The organism is Gordonia sp. 852002-10350_SCH5691597 (assembly GCF_001665715.1).
GTDB classification, from domain to species: domain Bacteria; phylum Actinomycetota; class Actinomycetes; order Mycobacteriales; family Mycobacteriaceae; genus Gordonia; species Gordonia sputi.
Map to the genome: position 1 here is coordinate 1 of NZ_LZMO01000267.1, position 2,755 is coordinate 2,755.

Consider the following 2,755-nt stretch of genomic DNA (forward strand, 5'->3'; position numbering starts at 1 on the left):
GTCCTCGACATCGTGTCCGAACTCTCCGTCCACGCGCCGATCGCGCCGAGTGTGCAATTCGACGGCCCCGTCGACACCGTTGTCCCCGACACGTTGGGGCCACACATCGACGCCGTGCTGCGCGAGGGACTGTCGAATGCGCTGCGCCACGCACACGCCGAGCACATCTCGGTGTCGGTCAGCGCCGACGACGTGCTGTCGGTGGAGATCACCGACGATGGCGTGGGCATCGGTACCGACGTCACCTATCGCGGCCTGGAGAACCTCACGCGCCGCGCGGAAGAATGCGACGGAACCTTCACCGTCGTCACCAATCCTCGTGTGGCACCGGGCCGTTCGTCGGGGACGACGCTGACCTGGTCGGTGCCGCTCGCCTAGTGGCTCAGGCCTTGCCGTCGCGGATCTTGGTCGCCATCACCGCGACCTGGGTGCGTCGTTGCATGTCGAGCTTGGCGAGGATACGTGAGACGTAGTTCTTGATCGTCTTCTCCGCCAAGAACATTCGCTGTGCGATCTGACGGTTCGTCAGCCCGTCGCCGATGAGGTTGAACACCTCGCGTTCCTGATGGGTGAGTTCTGCGAGAGGATCGGACGGCTTGTTCTTCCCGTCGCGCAGCTTGGCGAGCAGTGCTGCGGTCGAACGGTCGTCGAGCAGGGAGCCGCCCCGTCCGACGGTGCGCACCGCAGCGATCAGGTTATGGCCGAGGATCTGCTTGAGCACGAAGCCGGATGCACCCGCGAGGACCGCGGCGAGCAGTGCGTCGTCGTCGGCGTAACTGGTGAGCATGAGGCAGCGGATCTCGGGTTCGGCGGCACGCACATCGCGGCACAGTTCGACGCCGTTGCCGTCGGGGAGCCGGACGTCGAGGACCGCGACATCGGGTTTGGCGGCGAGAATGCCGACGCGACCCTCGCCGACCGATGCGGCCTCGCCGACCACCTCGATGTCGTCGGCGGTGCTGAGCAGGTCACGCAGACCTCGACGCACCAACTCGTGGTCGTCGACGAGAAAGACGCGAACGCTTGACGCGTCCGGCGAGGGCGGAACCGATGCCGTGGGATCTGACGCTGCGGGAGCCGGCTGACCTTCGGAATGCATGCACCGAAATTACCGCAGGTCGCAGTCGAGCACGCGACGTCGGTCCCCATCCACTCGGGACTTTGGTCTCACTCACGCCCCCTGCGTCACACGCGAGAGTGGGTATCTGTCGGGGGAGGTCGGTGGTCGGGCCGAGCGCAATCCGACGACGCACCGCCACGCGCGGCGTCGACGACGAGACGAGGAGAGACAGTGACGAGCCTCATCGGGCCAGCAACCAGCGACACCGGGATGACCGGATCGGATCTGCTGCGGGAGTTGCTTCCCGTATGTGAGACCGAGGTCGAGCGGCACATGAAGATGACCAAGGACTGGCATCCACACGACTACGTGCCCTGGGACGAGGGACGCAACTTCGCGGCTCTCGGTGGCGTCGACTGGGATCCGGAGCAGTCGCAGCTCTCCGACGTCGCGAAGGCGGCGATGATCACCAATCTGCTGACCGAGGACAACCTGCCGTCGTATCACCGGGTGATCGCAGAGAACTTCTCCCTGGACGACGCTTGGGGTTTCTGGGTGGGGCGCTGGACCGCCGAGGAGATGCGCCACTCGACGGTGATGCGCGACTACCTCGTCGTGACCCGCGGCGTCGACCCGGTGGAACTCGAAGAGACCCGCATGGCGCACATGACATCGGGGTTCAATCCGCTTCCCGAGGACGACGGTCAGCGTGACCACAGCTTCGACATGCTCTTCGCGGTCAGCTACGTCAGCTTCCAGGAACTCGCGACGCGCGTGAGCCACCGCAACACGGGCAAGGCGTGCGGCGACCCGATCGCCGACCGCATGCTGCAGCGGGTGGCCGCCGATGAGAACCTGCACATGCTCTTCTATCGCAACGTCGTTGCGGGCGCCCTCGACCTGGTTCCGGATCAGGCGATGTGCGCGATCTACAGCATCGTCTCGAATTTCCAGATGCCCGGCGCGACGATGCCCAACTTCCGACGCAATGCGGTGTTGATCGCCAAGGGTGGCATCTACGATCTGCCGCAACACCTTTCGGAGGTCGTCATGCCGGTGCTGCGTAAGTGGCGGATCTTCGAGCGCGACGATTTCGGTCCGCTGGGTGAGATGTACCGGGAGAAGCTGGCCGACTATCTCGAAGAGATGAACGTCAAGGTCGAGAAGTTCGAGCGCGCCCGCGAACGCGCACTCGAGCGCGAGGCCAAGAAGGCGAGGGCAGGGGCGTGACCGTGATCGACAACAGGCTGGCACTGGCGATCTCGCCTGCGGACGACAACGGGTCACGGGACTGCGACGGATGTTGCGGTGCGTGCGAGCGTGAGACTCCGGAGCGACGCGACGTCCCCGAGGGCTTCGACGAAGCGATCATGATGGCCGAGGCCGCCACGTTGCACAACCCGACCCGTTGGAATGAGATCCGCACCCACTCAACGGATTCCGCTGCGGGGGAGTACTGCTCGTCGATACTCCTCGGTGCGTTGCTGCAGTCCGCGGCGCACCGGCTCGGGGTGCCCGCCGCCGACGTGTGGTCCTATGTTCGACGCGTCGGTGAGTTGCCTTTGTGAGGCTGGCGGGTTCTGCGCCGTGAGCAGATCCGACGATCAGGGCGTGGCGATCTAGTGTTCTGAGTCATTAATTCGTGCGCAGTAGTGGGCGATGGAGTCGAGGATCTGGTCAGCGGTCTTGACCCAC

The 2,755-nt window shown here is 65.0% G+C and carries 4 protein-coding genes; 3 read left to right on the plus strand and 1 reads right to left on the minus strand.

The annotated features are described in order from the left end of the window. On the plus strand, positions 1-378 hold a 378-nt coding region (locus A5777_RS20260), incomplete at its 5' end, for a sensor histidine kinase (RefSeq protein ID WP_231895134.1). Positions 379-382: 4 nt separating this feature from the next. Here the strand turns inward: A5777_RS20260 and A5777_RS20265 are convergent. Next, positions 383-1,099: a response regulator gene (locus A5777_RS20265; protein WP_005204902.1), complete on the minus strand. Its 717-nt coding sequence runs from the start codon at positions 1,097-1,099 to the stop codon at positions 383-385. 192 nt (positions 1,100-1,291) lie between these two features. On the opposite strand from A5777_RS20265, the gene A5777_RS20270 reads away from it, so the two are divergent. Both A5777_RS20270 and A5777_RS20275 read left to right on the plus strand, forming a co-directional pair. After that, entirely contained in the window at positions 1,292-2,290 is a 999-nt protein-coding gene (locus tag A5777_RS20270; protein ID WP_064864085.1) for an acyl-ACP desaturase, read from the plus strand. Next, a complete protein-coding gene (locus tag A5777_RS20275) occupies positions 2,287-2,628 on the plus strand; it encodes a hypothetical protein (protein ID WP_082933771.1) in 342 nt (113 codons plus the stop codon). Before A5777_RS20270 ends, A5777_RS20275 begins: the two co-directional genes overlap by 4 nt. Positions 2,629-2,755 lie beyond the last annotated feature (127 nt).

Coding starts and splice junctions, on each gene's coding strand:
- A5777_RS20265 (WP_005204902.1), bottom strand. CDS start 1,099: ATGCATTCCGAAGGTCAGCCGGCTCCCGCAGCGTCAGATCCCACGGCA.